This window comes from Mesorhizobium sp. B264B1B, assembly GCF_020165765.1.
Taxonomy (GTDB): Bacteria; Pseudomonadota; Alphaproteobacteria; order Rhizobiales; family Rhizobiaceae; genus Mesorhizobium.
This window is the reverse complement of the sequence record NZ_JAIUIS010000003.1, coordinates 98,622-122,746: the sequence shown is the minus strand read 5'-3', so window position 1 is coordinate 122,746 and position 24,125 is coordinate 98,622. Positions and strand designations below refer to the sequence as shown.

Here is a 24,125-nt window from a genome sequence, read left to right as displayed (position 1 = left end):
CTTACCCGAAATAGGCCTTGGCGAGGCTGCTGTAGAGCCCGCCTATCTCGCCGGCGAGATCGTTCAGCGCCTTCACACTCATGTCCGCTGGCTCCTTGATGGCGATGGCTGTGTTGAGCTGCAGGATCTCCTTGGCCGCAGGCGACATGTGCCCCTCGCCGCCGATCGCCGGCAGCAGCCCGATCTCGGCTTTCAGCCGTTCGAGCTGGAACAGGATGGAACGCGGATTGAGCGGATCGAGCGCCAGAAGGTCGATCACCGTGCGGCGGCCGGCTTGCACAGGGTACTGCCGCCGGTGCGTCATGACGCTGTCGCCGATCTCCAGCATCATGTCGAGCGCGCCGTCCGGGGCCTTGTCGCTGGTCAGCCGGGCGAGCGTGCTGGCGATCTGTATGCCGCGTTCCAGCCGCCGGCCGATCTCCAGGAACCGCCAGCCCGCGAAGCGGTACATGTTCTCGTGCAGCAGGCCGGAAAAACCGGCGAGCTTGCGCAGGATGACGGTCATCGCCCGCGTCGCGTCATCCCCCGGCGCCACCGTCGTCGCGAACTGATGGATGGTCTTCGACAGGTCCTTGAGCGCCAGCCAGCCGTCCGGCGAGAAACGGTCGCGGATCTGGCCGGCGCTGTAGACCGCGCTGTCCAGCGTGCCGATCAGCCCCGATGGGATCGCCGTTTCGACATCGATGCCGAACGGTTCGAGATGATCCCTGATGTCGGCCAGCAGCGGCATATCCGGATCGGAGGTTTCGGCGAGCCGCACATGATAGGCGCGCAGGATGCGCACCGTGTCCTCGGAGCGTTCGATGTAGCGGCCGAGCCAGGTCAGGTTTTCCGCTGCGCGGCTGGGCAGGCTGCCCGGCCTGGTGCGGCTGAAGCTGTCACCCTCTTGCGGCAGCAGCGTCTCGCGCTCCACCGGCCGATCGCTGACCACCCATACGTCGGCCGCCTGGCCGCCGCGCTGCATGGCGATTGCCGTCGGATCGAGCGACAGGCCGACGCGGGCGAACCCGCCCGGCATCACCGTCCAGCCCTCGGGCGTGCGCGCCAGGTAGACACGCAGGCTCGCCGGCCGCGGCTCCAGCCATCCGCCGACATAGACGGGCGTCGTCGAAAGCGTCACCGCTTCCTGGCCGATGAAAGCGTCGCCGTCGCGTTCGATACGCGCCACCAGGTCCGCCCGCTCCCCGGCCGACAGCGCGGAGCCAAGCCTAGTCTGGTCGTCGTCCTCGAAGGCCAGCCTCGTCGACAGCGCCGGCCCGATCACCATGCGGTCGATATTGGCGAGCACATGCGCTCGGTCGGATGCCTGACCGCACCACCATGTCGCGACGGTGGGCAGCTTGAGTTCCTCGCCCCGCAATTCACGCGCGATCTTGGGCAGGAAGGCAAGCAGCGCGCGCGTTTCCATCAGGCCCGAGCCGAGCGCATTGACGGTCGAGACGCTGCCTTGCCGGATCGCCTCGACCAGTCCCGGCGTGCCGATCTGCGACTCCGAGCGCAGTTCCAACGGATCGGCGAACGCCGCGTCCAGCCGCCGCCACAGCACGCTGATCGGCATCAGCCCGGAAACGGTGCGCACCATCAGCCGGCCCCCGGAAACGGTCAGGTCCTCGCCTTCGAGCAGCATGATGCCGAGATAGCGGGCGATATAGGCGTGTTCGTAATAGGTTTCGTTGAGCGGTCCAGGCGTCAATATGGCGACGCGGCCGTCGGCTTCCCTGGCCATACCGATCAGCGCGTCGCGGAAACGCCGGAAGAAACCGGCGAGGCGATGCACATGCATCTCGCCATAGATATCGGACAGCGCGCGCGTCGTGGCGACGCGGTTCTCCAGCGCGAAGCCGGCGCCGGATGGTGCCTGAGTGCGATCGCCCAACACCCACCAGCGGCCGTCCGGCCCGCGGCCAAGTTCGAAAGCGCAGAAGTGAAGGAAATGCCCCTCTGCCGGCCTGGTTCCGGCCACGGGCCGCAAATATTCGGCGCTTGCCGCGATCAGTCCGGCCGGCAGGATGCCCTTCTCGACCAGCCGGTTCGGCCCGTATATATCGGCGATGATCTCCTCGAACAGCTCGGCGCGCTGCACCAGGCCGGCGCTGATCGCTGCCCACTCGGCATCCTCGATGAGCACCGGAACATGCGCCAGCGGCCATTCGCGCTCGTTGGCGCCGGCCTTGTCGTAGACGCGATAGTAGACGCCGGCGTCGCGCAGATACTGGTCGGCACGGGCAAAACGCTGGGCGAGTTCTTCGGCGCCGAGATCGTCGAGCGCCTCGATGAAACGCTTCCAGGCCGGACGGGGATTGCCCGAAGCGTCGACCATCTCGTCGACGACGCCGTCGATCGGCTGGTAGTGCTCCAGCAGGCGATGGATCTGCGCCTTGCCGCGTACCCGCTTGTGATTCCCCTTTGCCATGTCAGATCAGAGTCTTGGTGGACGCCGAAGGTCAAGCGTCATGGGGAAATCTTCCGTGGGTTGTTCCTCGCGCAACACATAGGCCGACGGCGTGTGGCCGCGCGCTTCGAAGCGGGCGAGCCGGCGCGCTTCCGCCTCGTTGCCGTTGACCGGAAAAGTGTCGTAGCTGCGCCCGCCCGGATGCGCGACATGATAGACGCAGCCGCCAACCGCCCGACCCGACCAACGGTCGTAGATATCGAACACCAGCGGCGTATTGACCGGCAGTGCCGGATGCAGGCCCGAAGCGGGCTGCCACGCCTTGAAGCGCACGCCCGCCACCGCGACTTCCCTGTTGTCGGTAACCTTCATCGGCACGATGCGGCCGTTGCAGACGACGGCATGGCGCTCCGGATTGAGCCCTTCGGTCTTGACCTGCAACCTTTCGACCGAGGAATCAACGAAGCGCACGGTGCCGCCGATGGCCCCCTGCTCGCCCATGACATGCCACGGCTCCAAGGCCTGCCGCAGTTCAAGCTTGACGCCCGCATATTGGACCTCGCCGCAGAAGGGAAAGCGGAACTCGAGCTGCGCGTCGAACCATTCGGGGCGGAACGTGAAACCGTTGAGCTTGAGGTCGTCGAGAACGTCGAGAAAATCCGCCCAGACATGATGCGGCAGCATGAAGCGGTCGTGCAGCGACGTGCCCCAGCGCACGAAACGGCCGTCGAGCGGGTTCTTCCAGGCACGGGCGATGATCGCCCTGATCAGCAGTTGCTGCGCCAGGCTCATGCGCGCATTGGGCGGCATCTCGAAGCCGCGGAATTCCACCAGGCCCAGCCGTCCGGTCGGTCCATCAGGCGAAAACAGCTTGTCGATGCAGATTTCCGAGCGATGCGTATTCCCGGTGACGTCGGTCAAAAGGTTGCGGAACAGCCGGTCGACCAGCCATGGCAAAGGCACGTTGCCCTGGTCCGGACGCGGCACCTGCGCCATGGCGATTTCAAGCTCGTAGAGCGAATCGTGGCGCGCCTCGTCGAAGCGCGGCGCCTGGCTGGTCGGGCCGATGAACAGGCCGGAGAAGAGATAAGACAGCGAGGGATGCCGCTGCCATTGCAGCACCAGGCTCTTCAAAAGATCGGGGCGGCGCAGAAACGGGCTGTCATTGGGCGTCGCGCCGCCGACCACAACATGGTTGCCGCCGCCGGTGCCGGTGTGGCGGCCGTCGATCATGAATTTATCCGCGCCAAGCCGCGTTTGCCGCGCCTCCTCGTAGATCGCCGTGGTCGTCGCCACGCAGTCCTGCCAGTTGGCAGCCGGGTGGATGTTGACCTCGATGACGCCAGGGTCCGGCGCGACGCGGATGACGTTGAGGCGCGGATCATGCGGCGGGCCGTAGCCCTCGATATGCACTGGCAACCTGATCGCCTTGGCCGCGTTCTCGGCTGCCGCCACCAACTCAAGATAATCCTCCAGCGCCTCGACCGGCGGCATGAACACGCAGAGCCGTCCCTCGCGCGGCTCGACCGAAAGCGCGGTACGCACCGCGCCGCCGATCTCGGTGATCTCCTGCTCGACCCGGTCCTGCTGGGCGGTCGCGGCCGTGAACGATGCCGCCTGCTGGCGGCGTGCCATTTCATCGGCGCCCTGAGGTTCGGCCGGAGCCGCCATGGGCAAGATCGCCTCCCGCACGGGCAGCGCACCGCGCGGCTGCGAAGGATCGACCGGAACGATATAGGGAAACTGCTCCGGCGGCACGTGAGGCAGCGTGCCGAGCGGCAGGCGGTAGCCGACCGGTGAATCGCCCGGCACCAGGAACAGCCGCCCGCGCCGCGTCGTCCATTTTTCCGAGCGCCAGCGCTGGCCCGACGCCTGGCTGTTCCAGCGCTGCACCGGCAGCACATAGCCCGACGGCTTGGTCAGCCCGCGTTCGAACACCGTCGCCATGCGGCTGCGCTCTTCGGGATCCTCCAGCTTCGAATTGGACGGATCGACATTCTCCGGCAGCTTGCCTTCCTTGAGCAGCCACTCGGCCGGATCCTCATAGGCTTCGCTGACCATGGACGTTTCGATGCCGAGCTCGCCGGCGATCGCGGTCAGCAGGCTCTCGGCCTGCTTCGGACCGATATCGGCTTCGCTTTTCTCCCGCGCGATCAGCGACGGGTCGCTCCACACCGGCTGGCCGTCGGTGCGCCAGTAGAGCGAAAAGGTCCAGCGCGGTAAGCTTTCGCCGGGGTACCATTTGCCTTGGCCATAATGGAGGAAGCCGCCAGGCGCGAAGCGCTCGCGCAGCCTCCGGATCAGCGCATCGGCCTTTTCGCGTTTTGTCGGGCCGACGGCGGCGGTGTTCCACTCGGCGGACTCGAAATCGTCGATCGACACGAAGGTCGGCTCGCCGCCCATGGTCAGCCGTACATCCCCGTCCGCCAGCGCCGCATCGACCTTGTTGCCGAGCGCATCAAGCGCATGCCAGCTTTCATCCGAGAACGGCTTGGTGATGCGCGGATGCTCCGCGATGCGGTCGACCCGCATGTCGAAGCCGAACTCGACATTGGCAAAGCTCGCCATGCCGGAAATGGGCGCTGCATTGCGAAAATGCGGGGTGGCGGCAAGCGGTACATGGCTCTCGCCGGTAAGCAGACCCGAAGTCGGGTCGAAACCGATCCAGCCAGCGCCGGGAAGATAGACCTCGCACCAGGCGTGCAGGTCAGTGAAATCCACGGATGTACCGGCCGGCCCATCGAGCGCGACGAGGTCGGGCTTGAGCTGGATCAGATAGCCCGAGACAAAGCGCGCGGCGATGCCTAGATTGCGCAGGATCTGCACCAGCAGCCAGCTCGAATCGCGGCACGACCCTTTGGCGGCCGCCAGCGTTTCCTCCGGCGAGAACACGCCGGTCTCCATGCGCACGATATAGGCGATTTCGCGCTGCAGCCGGGCATTGAGGTCGACGAGAAAATTGACCGTGTTTTTCGGGCTGGTATCGATGGTTTTCAGGAACGCCGACAGCAGCGGGCCTGCCGGTTCCGGCGTGCGATAGATGGCGAGGTCGTTGCGTGTCTCTTCCGGATACTCGAACGGGAAATTTTCCGCCGTCTCCTCCACGAAGAAATCGAACGGGTTGTAGACCGTCATGTCGGCGACGAGGTCGACCTCGATCTTGAGTTCGCTCACCGGGTCGGGAAAGACGAAACGGGCGAGGAAATTGCCGTAGGGGTCCTGCTGGAGATTGACGAAGTGGTTCGCCGGCTCGACCTTCAACGAATGGCTGAGCACTTTGGTGCGCGAATGTGGCGCCGGCTGGAGCCTGATCACCTGGGGACCAAGAACCACCGGCCGGTCGTATTTGTAATGGGTCAGGTGATAGACGGCGGCCAGAATTGCCATGGAGCCCCGGAAGATCGGCGTTTAGCTGGCCGAACCCTGACACATCTGGCCGTCATTCTCCAAGCGGATGTTGCGCTGCACCTAACTTAAACGGCTACCGAACCTCAGAAAAACGCTTGGATCCCCGTCTGCGCCCGTCCCAGGATCAGCGCGTGCACGTCATGCGTGCCCTCATAGGTGTTGACCGTCTCCAGATTCTGCGCATGGCGCATCACGTGATAGCCGATCTGGATGCCGTTGCCGCCATGCATGTCGCGCGCCTGGCGGGCGATGTCGAGCGCCTTGCCGCAATTGTTGCGCTTGACGATCGAGATCATCTCCGGCGCCATCTTGCCTTCGTCGAGCAGCCGCCCGACGCGCAACGAGGCCTGCAGCCCGAGCGCGATCTCGGTCTGCATGTCGGCGAGCTTCTTCTGGTAGAGCTGCGTGCTGGCCAGCGGCTTGCCGAACTGCTTGCGGTCGAGGCCATACTGGCGCGCGCGATGCCAGCAATCTTCGGCCGAGCCCATCGAGCCCCAGGAAATGCCGTAGCGAGCCCGGTTGAGGCAGCCGAACGGCCCCTTCAGCCCCGACACGTTGGGCAGCAGAGCATCCTCGCCGACCTCGACGCCTTCCATAACCACCTCGCCGGTGATCGACGCCCGCAGCGACAGCTTGCCGCCGATCTTCGGCGCCGAAAGCCCCTTCATGCCCTTTTCCAGGACGAAGCCACGGATCTCATCCTTGCCGTTCTCGCCCTTCAGCTTCGCCCAGACGACGAACACGTCGGCGACGGGCGCATTGGAGATCCACATCTTGGAGCCGGTAAGCTTGTAACCATTGGCGGTCTTCTCGGCGCGCGTCTTCATGCCGCCGGGGTCGGAGCCGGCATCCGGTTCGGTCAGGCCGAAACAGCCTATCCACTCGCCGCTGGCGAGCTCGGGTAGATACTTCCTGCGCTGTTCGTCCGAGCCATAGGCATAAATGGGATACATCACCAGCGACGACTGCACCGACATCATCGAACGATAGCCGGAATCGACGCGCTCCACTTCGCGGGCGACCAGGCCGTAGGTGACATAGTTGGCGCCGAGGCCGCCGAATTCTTCCGGAATGTTGATGCCGAGCAGGCCGGCCTCGCCCATCTCGCGAAAAATCGCCGTGTCGAAGGTTTCGTTGAGATAGGCCTCCTCGATGCGCGGCGCGAGCTTGTCGGCGGCGAAGGCCGCCGCCCCGTCCCGCACCATGCGCTCGTCTTCCGAAAGCTGGTCCTCGATCAGGAACGGGTCTTCCCAGACGAATGCATTCTTGTCGGCGGCCATGGCGTCTCGATCCTTAAAAACGGGTGAAGCCCGGCTTATCGGCCCACGGCCTGAAAAAATCAAACGAAATTGCTTCACCGATCAATGAGCGTTAGGAATAGATCATGAGCGTCCAACGTCGTCTTTTGCCTAACATCAACGCGCTTGCCGCCTTCGAAGCGGTGGCCCGGCTTGGCAGTTTCACCGCTGCAGCCCAGGAGCTGGATTTAACCCAGGGCGCCGTCAGTCGGCAGATCAGGCTGATCGAGGACCAGTTTGGCCGCCGGCTGTTCGAGCGCGACAGCCGCAATGTCCGGCTGTCGGCGGCGGGCGAAACCTACGCCGAAGTGGTCCGTTCGGCACTTGGCCAATTGCGCGACGCAGCGCTTGGATTGATGAGTAATCGGCATAGCGGCATCCTGAACCTCGCAATCCTGCCGACCTTCGGCACGCGCTGGCTGATGCCGATGATCCCAGACTTCGTCGACAACAATCCCGACATCACCATCAACTTCGTCACCCGCGTCGGCCGCTTCGACTTCGCCAGAGAGCGGCTGGACGCCGCCATCCATTATGGCCTGCCGGACTGGCCCGAGGCAGACTCGACGCTGCTGGTGCGGGAGGTGGTGGCCCCGGTGGTGTCGCCCGAATTTCTCGCCGAGCGCTCCATCGCCACGCCGGCCGACATCGGCCGTCTGCCGCTGCTGCACATGGCGACGCGGCCTGGCGCCTGGACAGAATGGTTTGAGCATCAGGGCCTGAGCGCGCCGACCGGACCGGGTATGCAGTTCGAACAGTTCGGCACCGCCGCCCAGGCCTGCATGGCGGGTCTGGGCGTGGCTCTGCTGCCGCAAATCCTCATCTCAGGCGAGTTGCAGCGCGGCCAGCTGGTGCCCGCGCCCGGCCAGCCTATGCACAGCCGCAGCGCCTATTATCTAGTCGTCCCGCACGACAAGCGCGGCCATCCGCCGGTCGCGAGTTTTCGAGATTGGCTGACGAGCCAGGTTGAAAAGGACCCGGCTGTTCTGGCGTGGTAGCTACTTCCGCTTCAACGCATCCGCCAACGCCGCGCCGAACGCACCTTGCTGCGCCGGTCGCTCCGGCTGGCGCTGCGGCGCGGGCGAGCGTGGCGCCGGCCTGCCGCCGCCATTGTCGCGCGGGCCGCGCGATGCGCTGCCCTCGCCACCATCCCTGCGCATGGAAAGCGCGATTCGCTTGCGCTTGATGTCGACGTCGACGACCCGCACCTTGACCACGTCGCCGGCCTTGACCACCTCATGCGCGTCCTTGATGAAACGGTCGGCCAGTTGCGAAACGTGCACCAGCCCGTCCTGGTGGACGCCGATGTCGACGAAGGCGCCGAAGGCGGCGACATTGGTGACGGTGCCTTCCAGCAGCATGCCGGGCTTCAGATCCTTGATGTCGTCGATGCCATCGGCGAAGGTTGCCGTCTTGAAGCCGGGGCGCGGATCGCGGCCGGGCTTTTCCAGTTCGGCCAAAATGTCGCGCACTGTCGGCAGGCCGAACCGCTCGTCCACGAAAACGCGCGGATCGAGCGCCTTCAGCGCCGCACTGTCGCCCATCAGCGAACGCACATCGCGCCCGCAGGCGGCGACGATCTTTTTGGCCACGCCGTAGGCTTCCGGATGCACGGCCGAGGCGTCGAGCGGCTCGGAGCCGTTCGGGATGCGCAGGAAGCCGGCGCATTGCTCGAACGCACGCGGCCCGAGGCGGGAGACCTTGAGCAAATCCTTGCGGCTGGCGAAAGGGCCGGTGGCATCGCGATGCGCAACGATGGCGTCTGCGAGCGACGCCCCGAGCCCTGAAACCCGCGCCACAAGCGGCGCCGAAGCCGTGTTGAGATCGACGCCAACCGCGTTGACGGCGTCCTCGACCACCGCCTCCAGCGAGCGGCCAAGCCGGTACTGGTCGACATCGTGCTGATACTGGCCGACGCCGATCGATTTCGGCTCGATCTTGACCAGTTCGGCCAGCGGATCCTGCAAGCGGCGCGCGATCGACACCGCACCGCGCAATGATACGTCGAGACCGGGGAATTCCGCCGCCGCCGTCGCCGAAGCCGAATAGACCGAAGCGCCGGCCTCGCTGACGATCACCTTGAGCGGCTTCGGCCCGCCGTCGGAAGGCATGTCGGACACCAGCTTCTCGGTTTCGCGGCTGCCGGTGCCATTGCCGATCGAGATCAGCTCGACCTTGTGCAGGCGAACGAGCTTGGCGAGCTCCGCCTGCGTGCCACGCACATCGTTCCTGGGCGGGAACGGATAGACCGTTGTCGTCGCCACCAGCTTGCCGGTGCCGTCGACCACCGCGACCTTGACGCCGGTGCGGATGCCAGGGTCGAGCCCCATCGTCGGCCGCGATCCGGCGGGGGCGGCGAGCAGCAGATCCTTCAAATTGCGGGCGAAGACGTGGATCGCCTCTTCCTCGGCCCGTTCGCGCAGGTCGCGCATCAGATCGAGCGTCAGGTGCAGGGATAGTTTTATGCGCCAGGTCCAGCCTGCGACCTCCATCAGCCAGCGATCGCCCGGCAGGCTGCCGCCGATGGCGTAGGCATTGGCGATCATCCGCTCTACCGGCTTCACCGGTGAAGAGTCGTCGGCATCGACCTCGATGTCGAGCGACAGCACCTCCTCGTTGCGGCCGCGCAGCATCGCCAGCGCGCGGTGACTCGGCACGGTGGCCCAGCGCTCGACATGGTCGAAATAATCGGAGAATTTCGCACCCGCCTCCTGCTTGCCGTCGACCACCCTGGCGCGCATGAAGGCGCGTTCCTTCATGTAGCTTCGCAGCTTGCCGACCAAGTCTGCATTCTCGGCGAACTGCTCCGACACTATGTCGCGCGCGCCCTCAAGTGCCGCCTTGGCGTCGGCCACGTCCTCGGTCAGATAGGCCAGTGCGAGTTCCGCCGGCACCAGCGAACGGTCGGCCAGGATGGCTTCCGCCAGGGGTCCCAGCCCACGCTCCCGGGCGATCTCCGCCCTGGTGCGGCGCTTGGGCTTGTAGGGCAGGTAGATGTCCTCCAGCTCGGCCTTGGTGACGGCGGCGGCGAGCTTGGTTTCAAGCTCGTCGGTCAGCTTGCCCTGCTCCCGGATCGAGCCAAGGATGGTGTCACGCCGCGCGTCGAGCTCGCGCAGATAGGCAAGACGCTCCGACAGCAGGCGCAGTTGCGTGTCGTCGAGCCCGCCCGTCACCTCTTTGCGGTAGCGCGCCACGAACGGCACGGTCGCGCCTTCGTCGAGCAGCCCGATGGCAGCGGCAGCCTGTTCGGGCCGCGCTGTAATCTCGGTCGCGATAATGGCTGCGATGCGCTTGATGTCGGATGCCATGCCGTTCCTGCTCTTCTCGAAAAGAGCGGCGACCATAGGCGCAGATATCCTGCCCGCCAACCTTCGCGGTTTCGCCGGCGACAGAGGTCCACAGGAAAGCGCGCCCTAATGTTGCGGCCGCTCAGACCATCCGGCTCAGCGCTTCGAAGAATGCGACGATCTCGAGATCGAGCGGATCGTCGACCGGCTCGGGCTGCGACGACATCTTGGCGATCACCACTTCCGTCCGGGGGTCGACATAGAGCCACTGGCCATGGATCCCGATGCCGCAATAGGCCCCGTTCTCATGTCCTGTCTGGTACCATTTGTTGCGGTAGCGGCCCTTGGGAAACAGCGGCAGCATGGCGCCACGCTGCCAGGCTTCAGAACTGCCGCCGGTTACCGTGGTGTCGCGCACCCAGGCCTCGGGCACGATGCGGCGGCCATTCGCAGTGCCTCCTTGCCGCATCATCTCGCCGACGCGCGCCAGATCGCGCGGCGTCACCGAGATGCCGCCGGCAGTGCGCGCCGTGCCCTCCATGTCGACCGCCACCGAAGCTTCGCTGGCGGCGCCCAGCGGCAGCCACAGTTTCTCGCACATCAGGTCGGCGAAGCGCTGGCCGGACGCCCGTTCGAGCAGCAGGCCAAGCAGGTCGGAATTGGGCGACCGGTAGCGGAAGGTCTGGCCATGCGGCTCGGCGAGACGCTGCAGCGTCAGGAGGAATTCACGCAGGCTTTCCGTGCCGCCGCCGGGGTTCCACAAGGTGGCGCGCCGGTAGCGGGCAAAGGCGCTTTCGGGATCGAGATAGGCTTCTTCGAAATCGAGGCTGACACTCATATCGAGCACATGCCGCACGGTAGCCTCGCCATAGGCCGAACCGCCGGCTTCCGGCATGTAGGCCGTCACCGGCGCTTCCGGATCGAACACGCCCTCGCCTTCCAATATGCCGGCCATGATCGCGGTCACCGACTTGCTGATCGAAAAGATGATGTGGCGGGCGCCGAAATCCATATGCGGCGCAAACCAGTCGCCGACGATCCTGCCGCCTCTCATGACGGTCAGCGCATCCGTGTGCGAGCGGCTGAGAAAAGCCGCGACGGTTTCCGGCGTGCTCGCCACCGCGATCTTTTCGTCGAGCAATCCGCCGAAATCCTCGGCCGGCGCCTCGTTGACCGGCAGGGCGGCGACACGCGCGCTCGGCACCAGCTCGCCGACGTTCTGGAATGACCATCGGTTGAACGGATTTTCCCGCCAGTTGGCGAGCAGCACCTGGTTGCGGCGGAAGCCGTAACGGGTCTCGAACGCGGTCTTGCCGGTCATGGCATTTCCTTCCAGGTCGTGTCTTGTGGGGGTTCAGCTCAGCGCGGCGGCGATGGCATGCACGGCCTTCAGCGTCGCCATGGAATAGGCGACATTGCTGAAATCCGGCCAGGTCGAAAGCTTCACCACGACCATCCGCGTATTCCAGTCGATGTGGATCATCTGCCCGAACACGCCCCGGCACATCAGCGCCCGCGAATGGGGATTCTCGATCCAGAACTGGTTGCGGTAGCTGCCCTCTGGCAGGCTTGGACTGAAGCCCGGTCCGTGGCTGCCGCTGCGCGTCGCCTCGATCCAGTCGGCCGGCACGATGCCGCCGCCATTATCGAGGATCAGCTGGCCGAAGCGGGCATAATCGCGCAGCGTCGCGTTGAAGCCGCCATCGGCCAGCGCGTAGCCGGCGCTGTCGACGGTGAAGCAGGCGCTTTCATCGGCGCCGAGCTTTTGCCAGAGTTCTTCCGAGACCAGTTGCGCCAGCCGCTTGCCGGTCACCCGCTCCAGGATGAACGCGAGCACATCGGTTTCGACCGAGCGGTACTCGAATGCCGCCCCATGTGGCCGGACAATGTCCTTCAAGCCCAGGATCAGCTCGAACATGTGCGCGGGCCAGCGAAAGTCCGGATCGCTGCCCGGCGGCACCGGCTTCCAGCCGGTGGCGACATCGACCTGGCCTATGTCGGAATAACGGTCGTTATATTCCTCCGAGAAACACACGCCCGTCGTCATGTCGAGCACGTGCTGGACGTTGGCGCCGGCCCACCCGGTTGCCTTCAATTCCGGCAGGTAGTCCGTCACCGGCCTCGCCGGATCGACCAGCCCGCGCCCGGCCAGTATGCCGAACACCGAGCCGGTGACCGACTTGGCCATCGACTGCGACAGATGCAGCGTGCGCTCGTCCATGCCGTTGAAGTAGCGCTCATAGGCTATCTTGCCGTCCTTGAGCACCAGGAAGCCATCCGTATAGGTCTCGTCCAGCAGGCCCGCGAGCGTCGTCTTCCGTCCCGTGCTGTCCTCGACCGGCAGCCCGTCGAGATCGACCTCGGCGCGTTCGAGGCGGTGACGGTGGCCGTTGCCGCGCCAGACTTCGACGGTCGGCAGAATTTCCCTGATGTGCTGGAAAGCCCAGCGGTTCCAGGGCGGCCTGTCCCAGTCGAGCCTTGGTGGCACCATGGCGGGCGGCGAGCCCTGCATGATCGGCGGCCGCGGATCGCTGTTGCGATAGGAGTCCATGAAAGCCATTCCCGGAAACGGAAAAGACCCCGCGGCATGTGCCGCCGGGTCCGTCATGCGGCGATTACTTCTGCAGTTCGGTCCAGATCTTGGTGTAGAGTTCCTGCGTCTCTGGCGCGCACATCTGCTGCAGTTCGCCAAGCGGCTTGGCGTCGGCCGGAATGACGACTTCCGGCGCGTCCTTCATGTCGGCCGGCATGTATTTGTCCGAACCGGCGATGGCATTGGCGTAACGATGGAAGGCCGAGAGGCCGGCCGCGTTTTCCGGATCCATGATGAAGTTCTGGAACAGCTTGGCGTTCTCGACATTCTTGGCCTCTTTCAGGACGACGACGTTGTCGCTCCACAGGCCATAGCCTTCCTTCGGGTAGTTGAAGTGGATGGCCGGGTTGGCGAGGCGCTGACGCAAAGCCGAGCCATTCCAGTCGCTGGTTGCCTTGAAGTCGCCGGCGCCCATCTTCTCAATGGTGTTGTATTCCATGGCGATCCAGTTCGGCTTGGCCGCCACCAGCAGGTCACGTACTTTCTTCAGCACCGTCTTGTCGTTGGTGCATTGCTGGCCGCCGACATACTTGATCGCGGCGAACATCACGTCGCCCATCTCCGGTACGACGTTGACCTTACCCTTCAACTCGTCGGGCGTGTTGAAGATGATGCCCCACGTGTTGGCCGGGCCCTTGTAGGCGTCGGTATTGACGACGACGCCGATCGTGCCCCAGGCCCACGGAACCGTGTATTTGCGGCCCGGATCGAACTCAGGATTGGCCCATTCCGGCGCCACGTTTTTGAAGTTCTCCATCTTGCCCGGATCGGTTTCCTGAACGAGGCCTTCCTTGATCCAGATCGGTACATAGGTCTGCGAAGGCACGGCAATGTCGAAACCGGTGCCGCCCTGGCGCACCTTGGCAAGCGCGGTATCGTTGGAATCGTAGTCGGTGATGGTCACCTTGACGTTGTATTTGGCTTCGAACTTCTTGATCACGTCGGGGCTGGTGTAATTGCCCCAATTGTAGATGTTGAGCACGCCGTCGGCGCGGGCAAGGCCCGTCGAAGCGAGCAACGCCAACCCCATGGCGGCCGCTGTTGTCTTCCAGTTCATCGTTTTAACTCCCATTATCGGTTTCAGTCTCGTTTCCTGCTGACAAAGAAAAACAACGTGACGATCGCGACCGAAAGCAGCAGGAAGGCGGTCGATATCGCGTTGATCTCGGGTGTGATGCCGCGGCGGATCTGGCCGAGCATGTAGGTGGGCAGCGTGTCCTGGCCGCCCGACTTGACGAATTCGGTGATGACGACGTCATCGAGCGAGATGACGAAAGCCAGCATCAGGCCGGCGAGGATGCCGGGCCACAAAAGCGGCAGCGTAATGCGGCGGAAGGTCTTCCACGGCGTCGCATAGAGGTCGGCAGCGGCGCGTTCCAGCGTCAGGTCCATATTCTCCAGCCGCGCCCGGATCGGCAGGTAGGCAAACGGGATGCAGAACGCCGTATGCGCGGCGATCAGGTAGCCAAGGCCGGAATAGCCGGTGAAGATCTTGATGCGCGAGAAGAAGATCAGCAGCGCCACGCCGGTGACGATTTCGGGCACCATCAGCGGCTGGTTGATGGCCGCGTATTTGAAGGTCAGCCCGGGATAGGGCGGTGTGCGCGTGGTGGCGAGCGCGGCCATTGTGGCGAAGATGGTGGCAAGGGCCGCCGCTATGGCGCCGATCTGGAAGGAACGCATCGTCGCATCGATGACCTGCGTGTTCTGCCAGGCCGACTGGAACCATTTGAGCGAAAACCCGCCCCATTCCGAGGTCGAGCTCGCCGCGTTGAAGGCGTAGATGACCAGCACGATGATCGGCAAATAGAGCACGACGAAACAGGTTGCCGCGATCGCGGTGAAGCCAGGCTGGTGCTTGATGGAGAAGTTGCTAGCCATGACGCACCCCCGACTTGCCGGCGTTGCGCACATAGGCCAGCAGCGCCACCATGACGATGATCATGACCGTGATCGACAGCGCCGAGCCAAGCGGCCAGTTGCGGCCCTGTCCGAACTGCAATTCGATCAGGTTGGACAGCATCATGTTCTTGCCGCCGCCAAGCACGCTCGGCGTCACATAGGCGCCAAGGGCCGGAATGAAGACCAGGATGGAGCCGGCGATGACCCCGGGTTTGACCAGCGGGAAAATGATCTTGCGCAGCACCTTGAAGCGTGTCGCGTAGAGATCGTAGCCGGCCTCGACCAGCCGGAAATCGAGTTTTTCCATGCTGGCATAGATCGGCAGCACCATCAGCGGCAGGTAGACATAGGCCATGCCGATCAGGATCGCCGTGTCGGTGTAGAGGATCTGCACCGGCGCCGAGACGATGCCGAGCTTCAGAAGGATGGTATTGACGATGCCTTCGTTGCGGATGATCTGCAGAACAGCGAAAGTGCGGATCAGAAGGTTAGTCCAGAACGGGATGGTGATCAGGAACAGCCAGAGATCTCTGGTCTTTTCACTGCGCGTCGCCATGAAATAGGCGGTCGGGAAGCCGAGCGCCAAAGTCGCCAGCGTCGTCACCACCGCGAGCTTGATCGAGCGCAGGAAGATGGTGACGTGGGCGGCCGCCAGCGACAGCGTGTCGTCGAAAATGTCGCGTTCCATGAACACCGACACCCAGGCTTCCGGCGAAAATTGCCACTTCACGTCGCCATAGGCGCCGGGCGTCAGGAACGAATAGACGAGCACGATCAGCAACGGGCCGGTCGCGGCGAGCAGAATGACCAGCAGCGCCGGCGCTGACAGCAACCAGCGGGCGCGGACGTCGCGCCGCTCCGCTGCCTTGGCGACTTCTTCGGCGGTGGCCATCAGTCCCTCAGCACTTGCGCGGCGTCGTTGCCGATCAGGATGCCGACCTTGTCGCCGCGCTCGAAACCGCAGCCGGCGCTGCGCGTGTTCTGCTGGCGCACGGTGAAGGCTTCGCCGCTGTCGAGCTGGACATGGATATGCGTGTCGGTGCCGAAATAGACGATGTTGTCGACCGTGCCCGACAGGTCGCCCTTACTCTTGGTCAGCTTGGCATGCTCCGGCCTCACCACCACGGTGGCGTTGTCCTTCGGCTGGAAACCTTCGGCGACGGTCGCCTCGATGGTGGTGCCGGATTTGAGCGTCGCGCGCGCCTTGCCGTTGCCGGTGCCTGATATGGCCGCGGTGAGAAAATTGGTCTCGCCGATGAAGTCGGCGACGAAGCGTTCGGCAGGCTTGTCGTAGATATCCCACGGCGAGCCGACTTGCAGGATCTTGCCCGACGACATCACCGCGATGCGGTCCGACATCGTCAGCGCTTCTTCCTGGTCATGGGTGACGAAGATGAAGGTTATGCCGGTCTCGTGCTGCAGCCGCTTCAACTCGATTTGCATCTCCTTGCGCAGCTTGTAGTCGAGGGCGGAGAGCGGTTCGTCGAGCAGCAGCACCTTCGGTTGCGGCGCGAGCGCCCGGGCCAGCGCCACGCGCTGCTGCTGGCCGCCGGAAATCTGGCCGGTGCGCCGGCCCGCCAGCGCCTCCATCTTGACCAGCTTCAGCATCTCGGCAACGCGCGCCTTGATCTGCGCCTTGGGCTTGCCCAGCATCTCCAGGCCGAAGCCGATATTGTCTGCCACCGTCATGTGCGGGAACAGCGCATAGGACTGGAAGACGGTGTTGACCGGCCGCTTGAAGGGCGGCAATGGCGCGATGTCCTGGCCGTAAAGCAGGATTTCGCCGGCGGTTGGAAAGTCGAAGCCGGCGATCAGCCGCAGCAAGGTGGTCTTGCCGCAGCCGGATGGTCCCAGCAGTGTGAAGAATTCGTTTTCGCGGATGGATACCGAGACTTTGTCGAGGGCAGCGACCTGCCCCTCACCCGATCCGAAAATTTTGCTGACGTTTACTACTTCAATCGCATTCCGATCCGGTTTGTCCGGCACGATTACGCCTCACTGTTGACCCCGCTCTTGCTGGCGGAGCTTTTCCCCTGTTGGATGTGACCACACGGCCGATGGGTTGGCAAGTCCGGCATTGAATCACAGTTCAGTCGGTCATTTCAGTCCGCCATTTCAGCAGGCAAGCCGCATGCCATGTCAGGCCTGGTAGGTGACTTTGCCGCCGCAGATCGTTGTTACCGGGCGCACCTTGTGCAGGTCGGCCGGCATAGTCTTTTCGATGTCGGCCGACAAAACCACCAGATCGGCCATATAGCCCGGCTTCAGCGTGCCCTTGCGGTGCTCGGCGAATTCGGCATAGGCGCCCTCGACCGTGTAGGCGGCAAGCGATTCACGCAGCGAGAAGCTCTGGTCCGGATCGGTTGATGCCCATGGTTTGCGCATCACTGCCGCCTGGATGCCCAGGATCGGATCGATCGGCGACACCGGCCAGTCCGACGCGAACACGACATGCGCGCCGGCATTCTTCAGGGTGCGCCAGGCATAGCTCAGCGGCCAGCGCGCCGGTCCGATGCGCGACACAGTCGGCTCCAGCGGAAAATCCATGGCGCCGGGCGGATGCGGCGGCTGCATCGAGGCGATGACGCCGAGTTCCGCGAAACGCGGCACATCAGATGCGGCGATAACCTCTATATGTTCGACACGATGCCGGCTGTCGCGCTTGCCATTGGCCTTTTGCGCCGCCTCGTAGCCGTCGAGCACGGCGCGCACGGCGCCGTCGCCGATCGAATGCACGGCGATCTGCAGGCCGCGCCTGTCGACGGCGACGGCGAGATCGATGAATTGCTGGGGCGTGAACAGGGGTTCGCCCACCCAGTCGGGACGGTCGGCATAGGGCTCGATCATGACGGCCGTCCAGGAATCGAGCACGCCGTCGTAGAACACCTTGACCATGCCTGACGACAGCCACTCGCCATTGTAGCGCTCGGCCATCGCCGAGGCCTTGTCGAGCATGTCGAGCGTCATGAAATTCTTGTAGTGGAAGGGTATCTGCACCCGGCAGGACAGACCCTCCTCGGCCTCGATCTCGGCCAGCAATTCGAGCTGGTAGAGATTGCCGTCCATGTTCTGGATCGAGGTGATGCCGTGGCGCGCGCACCAGGCGAGCCCGCGCCGCATGATGTCGCGGTCGGCGGCGCGTTCTTCCGCCGATGGCATCGGGTCTGGCTCGCCGCCCGTCGCCAGCCCGAGCCGCACCCGGCCCTCGCCGGCAAGATCGAGCACCGGGCCGAAAGCCTCGCCCTCGCGCAGTTCGCCATTGGCCAGGCCGTCGTCGCCCATGACGATCTCATTGCCGGGGCCAAGCGCGCGCCCATTCAGGATGCCGGCCATGTCCAGCGCCCTGCTGTTGGCCCACATCGTATGGTGATCGGGCGCGGCCATGACGAAGGGCCGGTCCGGCAGGATCGCATCGAGATGATGGCGCGTCACTCGCTCGTCATCGAGCACGGTGTAGTCGACGCCCTGTCCGACCAGCATCTTGGCATCGGGGTGCGTCGACGCGTAGTCGCGGATCGCCTTTTGCAGCGCCTCGAAACCGTGGACGCCCGACAGCTGCAGATGCGCAAGCTCGGCCGCGCCTGAAAACAGATGCATGTGGGCTTCGATGAAACCCGGGATCACCGAACCGCCCCTGGCGTCGATGACCCTGGTGGCCGGGCCCTTGAACTCTTCGATGGAGGCTTGGCTGCCGAGAGCGACGATGGCGCCATCCTTGACGGCAACGGCTTCGGCGGTCGGATTGTCATCGTCCATGGTCAACACACGACCATTGATGACGATCAGATCCGCCTTGTGACCCGCACCCATGACAGACATCGCGACTCCGCGCTTTTGACTGAGACCGACAACCACTGCCCACGAGCTGCCGCTCCGCGGGAGGGGCGATGGGAAAAGATGATGCCGGCGCGCTGTCTTCGAAATTCCCCTTGTTATCCCCAAGGCAGCGTGGATAAAAGAATGCGACTAATCATTCGCGTTTGTCAACATGCGGAATTTGCAATGTATTGTGGATAACCCCGCCCCGATGTTGGGACCGGGCGGGGAACGAGGACATCAAGCCGTGAAGCGCAATCTCGATCGCAAAACCAGGATAGCGCTCGAACCGCGCAAGCAGCCGCGGCAACAACGGTCGAGCAAGGTGGTGGACCGGATTCTCGACGCGGCGCTGATCCTGACCCGCGAGCAAGGGACAAGGACGCCGACGACGCTCGCCATAGCGCAGCGCGCGGGCCTGTCGGTCGGTTCGGTCTACCAATACTTTCCCAACAAGGAAGCCATTCTCCTGGACCTCGCCCGGCGCTGGCTGTCATCCTTTCCCGAAGTGATCGCGAGGCGCATCAGGGTCGATCCGCCCACCAACCGCGAGGAGTTTCGGCGGGAGGTGCGCAGGCTCTTCACCGATACCTCCAGGCTTTATCTCGACAATGCCAGCCTGATGCCGGTGATCGAGGCGATTTCAGGCAACGCCGACCTGAGACCGATCCAGAACGAGTATGACGACCAGATCATCGCCCTCTATGCGGCGTGGCTGCGGCACGTGAACCCGGCTCTCGAAGACAAGGTCGCCAACCGGCTCGGCGTGCTGATGATGGAGGTCGGACACGCCTGCCGTCTTGTCGGCCTGAAAAGGGATCGCCGGACATACGACCTCATCGAGAACGATGTCGAAACCATGTGGCTCGCTCTGGTGACCCCCTACCTCAACCTTGACTGATTTCGCATTTCGAGAGGAATTTTATGAAGACTGTCTATTCGCCGCTTCACGCCGGCCACGCCGGCCAGATGGAACTGGTCACATCGGCGATCGTGCCGGGTTTCGAAAAACCCTCGCGCGCCGAGTTCATCAAGGCGCGGGTCGACAGCGAGAAACTCGGGCCGATCATCGCGCCGGCCGAGCATGATCTTGCCGCCGCCAAGCGCATCCACAGGGCCGACTACGTCGATTTCCTGCCGACGGTCTGGCCGCAATGGATCGCCGAGGGCCACACAGGCACAGCCATGCCCTTCACCTGGCCGACACGCGGCCTACGCGGCGACGTGCCGCCCAAGCGCGTCGACGCCCTGCTCGGCTATTATTCCTTCGACGGCGGCGCCACCTTCGTCGAAGGAACATGGGATGCGATCAAGTCCTCCTACGACGTCGCGCTGACCGCCGCGGGCCTGGTCAAGGCCGGCGAAGCCTCCGCCTTCGCGCTCTGCCGTCCGCCCGGCCACCATGCCGGAGCCGGCTTCATGGGCGGCTATTGCTACATCAACAACGCGGCCGTTGCCGCGCAGTGGTTCCGCGACCAGGGGGCCAGCCGCATCTCGATCCTCGATGTCGACTATCATCACGGCAACGGCACACAGGAGATCTTCTACGACCGCGCCGACGTGCAGGTCCTCAATTTGCACGGCGACCCGATGGTCGAATATCCGTTCTTCCTCGGCCATGCCGACGAGCGTGGCGCCGGCGCGGGCGAAGGTTTCAACATCAACTATCCCATGCCGTTCGGCACCGGCTGGGACGCCTGGAGCGCCTCGCTGGAAGACGCCTGCGCCAGGCTCGCCGCCTACGCTCCAGACGTCGTCATCGTCTCGCTCGGCGTCGACACGTTCGAGAAGGATCCTATCAGCCAGTTCAAGCTGAAGTCGTCGGACTATCCCATGATCGGCCGCCGCATCGCCAGGCTCGGCCTGCCGACGCTGTTCGTCATGGAAGGCGGCTACGCCGTCGAGGAAATCGGCATCAATGCCGTCGGCGTGCTGACCGGCTTCGAGGGCCGGGGACACCGGCTGCCCGAAGCGCGGCAGCTCTCAGGGAAACCACGAAAAAGGGCGGCGTCAGCCGCTCTTTGACATCCTCTAGCCCCTTGGTGGGCGCGACTGAAACAGCCCCGGCCGAGAAGACTGGCTTGCACGGCTCGAACATTTTCACGCACCGAAACGCGCGAAAATCGGCGCCTGAGTCGCAGCTTGAGTCCACTCGATTCGATTTTGTCAAATCGCGTTTGATGTCAGATTCATCTACGGGTAGATTAGACCCGAATCAGCCGGTCCTCGGGGGGCGCGGCGACCACCCAAAGTCTCAAGTGCCGGAATTTTCTGGCGCCAGACGCGGACGGCTTCGCGTTCCCTGAATGGATTCCGTCTGATCGGGCGCGACCCCGCGCTTGTGTGTGTCTCGTAAATGTAACGCGTTTTCAGGTTCGGCGGCTGGCTCTCCAGCATCCGGACATCAGCATCGATTCCGGCCAAAAACAGCAATGAGCAGTCCCGCCGCGCTTCTTCAATCCGACACATTGGGCTCGCGCCTGACGTCGCGCGGCGATCTCACCAGCTTTTTCATGGAGTTGACCGCCGAGATCGGTGCCGACAGCTATATGCTGGTCGCCATCGTCCACGATCAGGACCGCAACGACGCGCGCATCGTCTCGTCCAATTGGATTTTCGACGCCATCGAACTGATCGGCAAGCGGCTGATCGCTGGCCTTGCCCAGGGCGCGCTCACCGTTGCGCCGGGCATGCGTCCAAGGCCGCTGGTGTCGGCGCAGGCACCACAGGCCGAGGGGCTGGTCTCCGGCGAAGAGGCACGTCTGCTCGACGTGCTCGGCCACGCCGAGATCTATTCGCTCAGGCTGAATGTCGGCCGCCAACGCCTGTTCGCGCTGTTCTCGGCGGCAGCCGCCGGCCGGATCGACCAGCCAGCGCTGATGAAGGCGCAGCTGAAGTGCTGCTACGCGCTCTCGCATATTCCGCAACTGATCGCCGCCGCCGCCATGCAGGATCCGCTGTCGGACCGCGAGCGCGAATGCCTGTTCTGGGTCTCGGAAGGCAAGACCACGGACGAGGTTGCCGTCATCCTTGGCGTGTCCTCCAACACCGTCAACAGCTACATCACCCACGCCATCCAGAAATTCGCGGCCAGCAACCGCGCGATGGCCATCGCCACGGCGATCAGGAGCGGCATCATTTGAAACAGGCCGACGTCAAGCAGGCCGCCGAGGCCCTTTTCAACGACCAGCGCAATCCGTTCGGTGCCTTCTCGCTCGGCTCCGAAACGCATCACGCCGTGACCATTCCCGATGCTGTGCGGCGCTGCCGTTGGATCGCCGTCGACATCAATGCCTCGGCCTTCGGCCTGTTCTTCGTCAGCCCGTCGCTCGAGCGGGCGCGGCTGGTGCCGTGCTTCGATTCCGACTATCCCGGCATATCGGTGGCGACCAAGTTCATCTCGGGCGCCAATGGCGAGGAGATCGTGCGCCATAGCAGGATCTCGACCGAACCGCGCTGGTGGACGGATGACGGTGTGGCGGCCATGAGCGAGATGTTCGGCGGCCTTGCTTGGACCGAGCAGATGGCGCCGCTGGCGCCCGGCAGCAGCGGCATCGCCTTTCCCGTCCACGCCGATCGCGGCCAGTGCGGCCTCGTCGTCTTCCTCGGCTCGGAGATCGCCCTGCCGCAGGACGCGCTCTATGAAATCCACGCCCGTTGCTTTTCGCTGTTCGCCGCTGTCGCCCGCATGCGGCCGGGCGATGTCGGCAAGACGCGCGCGATCTCCAAACGCGAGCTCGAATGCCTGAAGCTGACCGCCAACGGCAATACCAGCGAGGAGATAGCGCGGCTGCTGAAACTGTCGGTGCATACTGCCAACCAGTATCTCACCCAGTCGACCCAGAAGCTCAACGCCGTCAACCGCAACCAAGCGGTCGCCAAGGCGCTGCGGCTCGGCCTGATCGAATAGTTAGAACGCCAGCGGCTCGACCTTGCGGATACGCGCCTGTTCGACCACCGCCTCGAGCAGGGCGGTGTTGTGCTCGGGGTCCTCGCCGGGCTTTTCGAACGACACGTAGTTGACCGCGACCGAGGCGCCTTTTTCGCTCAGCGTCAGCTGGAAATAGACGGCGACGCCGGGCGGCCGAAGCTCGAGATCGAGCACGATGCGCGGGCTGCCGCTCCAGTCGACATGCGCCTCGCCGCCATGGCCGAGCCTCAGCGTGCCCGGCTTGAAGAACAGTTCCGCCGCGGAATCGACCAGGTCCGACAGGCAGGCGAAATGCTCCAGCCGGATGAAGGCGATATAATCGGCGACATCGATCAGCCTGAGCTCCGCCACGACTTGCTCGATGGCGCTGGCGACGATGATCTCGCGGGAGTTGGCGTGCGGTTGGCGGTTCATGAAATCTGTCTGCGCTCAGCCTTTTTCGAGTAGACGATCCGCACCAGTTCGGCGACGGCCTGGTAGAATTGCGACGGGATCACACTATCGACCGAAACTTGCTTGTACATGGAGCGGGCGAGCGCCACGTCCTCGAAGATCGGGATGTTGTGCTCGCGCGCGATTTCGCGGATCTTGAGCGCCACCAGATCCTGCCCCTTGGCCAGCACCAGCGGTGCCGAATCCTCGTCGCGCACATATTTAAGCGCGATCGAGAAGTGCGTCGGGTTGGCGATGATCAACGTCGCGCGCGGCACCGCCGTCATCATCCGCTTGCGAGCGCGGTCGCGCGCCAGCGAGCGCAGCCGCGACTTAACGATCGGGTCACCCTCGGACTGCTTGAACTCGTCCTTGACCTCCTGCTTGCTCATGCGCAGGTCCTGCTTCCAGTGGAAGCGCGACCAGACGATGTCGATCGCCGCGATCAGGCCCATGACGAAGACGATCGCCACCAGTATGTCGACCGCGATGCCGCGGATGACGAGGCCGAAGGCGACGGGATTGGTGATCATGCCGGCGAGCAGCTTGCGGTGATCCTCGGACAGCGTGAAGGCGAGCACGACGATGGCGAAGCCCACCTTGCCGAGCGCCTTCAGGAACTCGACCCAGCCCTGCACCCCGAACAGCCTGTTCCAGCCCTTGACGATCGAGATGCGCGACAGCTGCGGCCTGATGCGGTCGCCGACGAATTGCGGCATGTTCTGGAACACCGAGGCACCGACGCCGGCGATGGTCAGGAGCACCAGCAGGCTGAGGATGGCACGGCCCACCTCCAGCATGACGATCTTGTAGAGCGCGATGACGTCGGTCTCGGTGTCCATCGGCCAGGCTTCCGGCTTCTCCAGGAACATCGACAGGAACATGCCGAGATCGACAATGACATCCTTGGCGTAGAAGACGGTGAACACCAGTATGGCGACGAAGGAGGCCAGCAGCGCGGTCTCCCTCGAATGGGGCAGCTTGCCCTGTTCGATGGTGTCGCGGATCTTCTTTTCCGTCGCTTCTTCGGTTTTGGAATCCTTGTCGACCGCCTCTGCCATGATCC

The 24,125-nt window shown here is 64.1% G+C and carries 17 protein-coding genes and 1 pseudogene; 5 read left to right on the top strand and 13 right to left on the bottom strand.

Annotation, left to right across the window (positions count from 1 at the left end; all coding sequences use genetic code 11):
• Position 1 precedes the first annotated feature (1 nt).
• The 3 genes from LB547_RS07175 to LB547_RS07165 form a co-directional block, all read right to left on the bottom strand.
• Positions 2 to 2,413 (bottom strand): circularly permuted type 2 ATP-grasp protein, encoded by a 2,412-nt coding sequence (locus LB547_RS07175; protein WP_140761447.1) that lies wholly within the window; start codon positions 2,411 to 2,413, stop codon positions 2 to 4.
• 6 nt (positions 2,414 to 2,419) lie between these two features.
• The gene (locus LB547_RS07170; RefSeq protein ID WP_140761442.1) at positions 2,420 to 5,779 is read right to left on the bottom strand and encodes a DUF2126 domain-containing protein; all 3,360 of its coding nucleotides are present in this window, start codon (positions 5,777 to 5,779) and stop codon (positions 2,420 to 2,422) included.
• 104 nt (positions 5,780 to 5,883) lie between these two features.
• Positions 5,884 to 7,080: an acyl-CoA dehydrogenase gene (locus LB547_RS07165; RefSeq protein ID WP_140729050.1), complete on the bottom strand. Its 1,197-nt coding sequence runs from the start codon at positions 7,078 to 7,080 to the stop codon at positions 5,884 to 5,886.
• Between the two features lie 104 nt (positions 7,081 to 7,184).
• Between LB547_RS07165 and LB547_RS07160 the strand changes: the two genes are divergently transcribed.
• A complete protein-coding gene (locus LB547_RS07160; protein WP_140496190.1) occupies positions 7,185 to 8,096 on the top strand; it encodes a LysR family transcriptional regulator in 912 nt (303 codons plus the stop codon).
• Here the strand turns inward: LB547_RS07160 and LB547_RS07155 are convergent, their stop codons facing one another.
• The 8 genes from LB547_RS07155 to LB547_RS07120 form a co-directional block, all read right to left on the bottom strand.
• Entirely contained in the window at positions 8,097 to 10,406 is a 2,310-nt protein-coding gene (locus LB547_RS07155; RefSeq protein ID WP_224702880.1) for a Tex family protein, read from the bottom strand.
• A 121-nt stretch (positions 10,407 to 10,527) separates the two neighbouring features.
• Positions 10,528 to 11,706 carry a serine hydrolase domain-containing protein gene (locus LB547_RS07150; RefSeq protein ID WP_140624270.1) on the bottom strand — a complete coding sequence of 393 codons (1,179 nt, stop codon included), beginning with the start codon at positions 11,704 to 11,706 and terminating at the stop codon, positions 10,528 to 10,530.
• 33 nt (positions 11,707 to 11,739) lie between these two features.
• Positions 11,740 to 12,936, bottom strand: a complete 1,197-nt coding sequence (locus tag LB547_RS07145; RefSeq protein WP_140761438.1) for a serine hydrolase domain-containing protein — start codon at positions 12,934 to 12,936, stop codon at positions 11,740 to 11,742.
• A 64-nt stretch (positions 12,937 to 13,000) separates the two neighbouring features.
• A complete protein-coding gene (locus LB547_RS07140; RefSeq protein ID WP_140761435.1) occupies positions 13,001 to 14,035 on the bottom strand; it encodes an extracellular solute-binding protein in 1,035 nt (344 codons plus the stop codon).
• 23 nt (positions 14,036 to 14,058) lie between these two features.
• On the bottom strand, positions 14,059 to 14,859 hold the full coding sequence (locus tag LB547_RS07135) for an ABC transporter permease (RefSeq protein WP_140496194.1): 801 nt from the start codon (positions 14,857 to 14,859) through the stop codon (positions 14,059 to 14,061).
• A complete protein-coding gene (locus LB547_RS07130; RefSeq protein WP_140522306.1) occupies positions 14,852 to 15,772 on the bottom strand; it encodes an ABC transporter permease in 921 nt (306 codons plus the stop codon). The genes LB547_RS07135 and LB547_RS07130 overlap by 8 nt, the downstream gene beginning before the upstream one ends.
• Entirely contained in the window at positions 15,772 to 16,866 is a 1,095-nt protein-coding gene (locus LB547_RS07125; protein WP_140657414.1) for an ABC transporter ATP-binding protein, read from the bottom strand. The genes LB547_RS07130 and LB547_RS07125 overlap by 1 nt, the downstream gene beginning before the upstream one ends.
• A 153-nt stretch (positions 16,867 to 17,019) precedes the next feature.
• Complete coding sequence (locus tag LB547_RS07120) at positions 17,020 to 18,699, bottom strand: amidohydrolase (RefSeq protein ID WP_140761431.1); 1,680 nt, start codon at positions 18,697 to 18,699, stop codon at positions 17,020 to 17,022.
• 244 nt (positions 18,700 to 18,943) lie between these two features.
• On the opposite strand from LB547_RS07120, the gene LB547_RS07115 reads away from it, so the two are divergent.
• The 4 genes and pseudogenes from LB547_RS07115 (at position 18,944) to LB547_RS07100 (ending at position 22,606) form a co-directional block, all read left to right on the top strand.
• Positions 18,944 to 19,597, top strand: a complete 654-nt coding sequence (locus LB547_RS07115; RefSeq protein WP_140761427.1) for a TetR/AcrR family transcriptional regulator — start codon at positions 18,944 to 18,946, stop codon at positions 19,595 to 19,597.
• 23 nt (positions 19,598 to 19,620) lie between these two features.
• Positions 19,621 to 20,649, top strand: a pseudogene (locus LB547_RS07110) (histone deacetylase family protein); the annotation flags it as partial.
• Between the two features lie 479 nt (positions 20,650 to 21,128).
• The gene (locus tag LB547_RS07105) at positions 21,129 to 21,839 is read left to right on the top strand and encodes a helix-turn-helix transcriptional regulator (protein WP_140496200.1); all 711 of its coding nucleotides are present in this window, start codon (positions 21,129 to 21,131) and stop codon (positions 21,837 to 21,839) included.
• A complete protein-coding gene (locus tag LB547_RS07100; protein ID WP_140513628.1) occupies positions 21,836 to 22,606 on the top strand; it encodes a helix-turn-helix transcriptional regulator in 771 nt (256 codons plus the stop codon). The genes LB547_RS07105 and LB547_RS07100 overlap by 4 nt, the downstream gene beginning before the upstream one ends.
• On the opposite strand, the gene LB547_RS07095 is transcribed toward LB547_RS07100, so the two are convergent.
• Both LB547_RS07095 and flhB read right to left on the bottom strand, forming a co-directional pair.
• Entirely contained in the window at positions 22,607 to 23,041 is a 435-nt protein-coding gene (locus tag LB547_RS07095; RefSeq protein WP_140560337.1) for a hypothetical protein, read from the bottom strand.
• The gene (gene flhB / locus LB547_RS07090; RefSeq protein ID WP_140761424.1) at positions 23,038 to 24,120 is read right to left on the bottom strand and encodes a flagellar biosynthesis protein FlhB; all 1,083 of its coding nucleotides are present in this window, start codon (positions 24,118 to 24,120) and stop codon (positions 23,038 to 23,040) included. The genes LB547_RS07095 and flhB overlap by 4 nt, the downstream gene beginning before the upstream one ends.
• Positions 24,121 to 24,125 lie beyond the last annotated feature (5 nt).